This is a genomic window from Vibrio sp. Vb1574, from assembly GCF_033338675.1.
This window is the reverse complement of sequence record NZ_JAWOTC010000181.1, coordinates 1-1,474: the sequence shown is the minus strand read 5'-3', so window position 1 is coordinate 1,474 and position 1,474 is coordinate 1. Positions and strand designations below refer to the sequence as shown.

Annotated in this window: 2 protein-coding genes; both read left to right on the top strand. The window is 44.6% G+C overall.

Translation table 11 applies throughout. The features are described from left to right. Positions 1-908, top strand: a 908-nt coding sequence (locus tag R7O12_RS24630; protein ID WP_318126677.1) for a uroporphyrinogen-III C-methyltransferase, incomplete at its 5' end; no start/stop codon positions are given. Next, a partial coding sequence (locus R7O12_RS24625) for a heme biosynthesis HemY N-terminal domain-containing protein (RefSeq protein WP_318126675.1) occupies positions 908-1,474 on the top strand: 567 nt, incomplete at its 3' end. The genes R7O12_RS24630 and R7O12_RS24625, both read left to right, overlap by 1 nt.

Here is a 1,474-nt window from a genome sequence, read left to right as displayed (position 1 = left end):
AAAACCAACTAGAAAAAGCGCAAGCTTCGATGAAGCAAGAGCTAAACCAAGTTAAAGACGAAACCATCGAGAAAGCGACCACAGTAACGCACAAAGCAGAAGTGGTGCTTGGTCAACAACAAAAGAGCATTGAAAGTTTACAACTCGCCGTCGCAGATGTGAAAGGCCGACGTCCAAACGACTGGCTATTGGCAGAGGCCGATTACCTTGTGAAGTTGGCTGGTCGTAAACTGTTCTTAGAGCATGACGTAGAAAGCGCAACTCAACTAATGGAAAGCGCAGACCAACGTATTGCCGCGCTAAACGATCCAAGCTTAGTTAAACTGCGTAAAGCGATGGCAAACGACATTACCAAACTGCGCACTGTCCCATTGATTGACCGTGACGGTCTTGTTCTGCGTTTAACCGCTCTACAGCAGCAAGTAGATAAGTTACCTCTAGCAAATGCCCTACTGCCGGAAGCCCAAGTCGTTGCTCAACATGAAGTATCAGAAGACATTTCAAACTGGCAAGATAATTTGATGACCTCTCTGAAAGACTTCTCTGAGAACTTTATTACTTTCCGTACTCGCGATGGCAACGTCATCCCATTATTGTCTCCAGAGCAGCATTTCTATTTAAAAGAAAACATCAAGGCCAAACTGGAAACAGCAATCAAAGCGGTTTACCAAGAGCAAGGCGAAATCTACACCACGTCGTTAACGACAGCTGACAAGTGGGCGATGGCTTTCTTCAATCAAGACGACAATGCGGTGAAAGAATTCAACAAAGCACTCAACCAATTAAGCCAACAAAATATTCAAGTTGAGTACCCTGCAAAACTGGAAAGCCAATCTCAGCTATCGGATGTGATTCGTGAGCGACTACGTCGTGAAGTCACAACAATGACAGGTACGGGGGATAAATAATGATTCGCCTTATTTTCCTATTTGTCGTTCTAGGTGCAGGTCTATTTGTCGGTACTCAGTTTTCTGGTCAACAAGGATATGTACTGATCTCAATAGCAAACAAGACCATCGAAATGAGCGTGACCACTTTGGTGATCTTCGTTATCGCTGCGCTAGCTGGTCTTTTCCTCCTTGAATACCTGATTAAAAAGTTGGTTTACGCAAGCTCAAGCACTTGGAACTACTTCAGCGTACGTAAAATGCGTCGTTCTCGTCGCTACACCAATGAAGGCATTATCAAGCTCCTTGAAGGTGATTGGAAAGGTGCTGAAAAGAAAGTCACTCGTTGGGCAAATCACCACGATATGCCACTACTGTGCTATCTCGTTGCTTCTGAAGCTGCTCAAGGTCAAGGTGATAAAGCAAAACGCGATCATTATCTTGCATTAGCTAGCCAACAGGAGAATGCTCATCTCGCTGTCGAACTGACTCGAGCCAAGCAATTTATTCGTAATAATGAGTTCGAAGCCGCTTTCGATACCCTGCAATCGCTAAAAGGCCAATACCCAAATAACTCGATTGTCTTG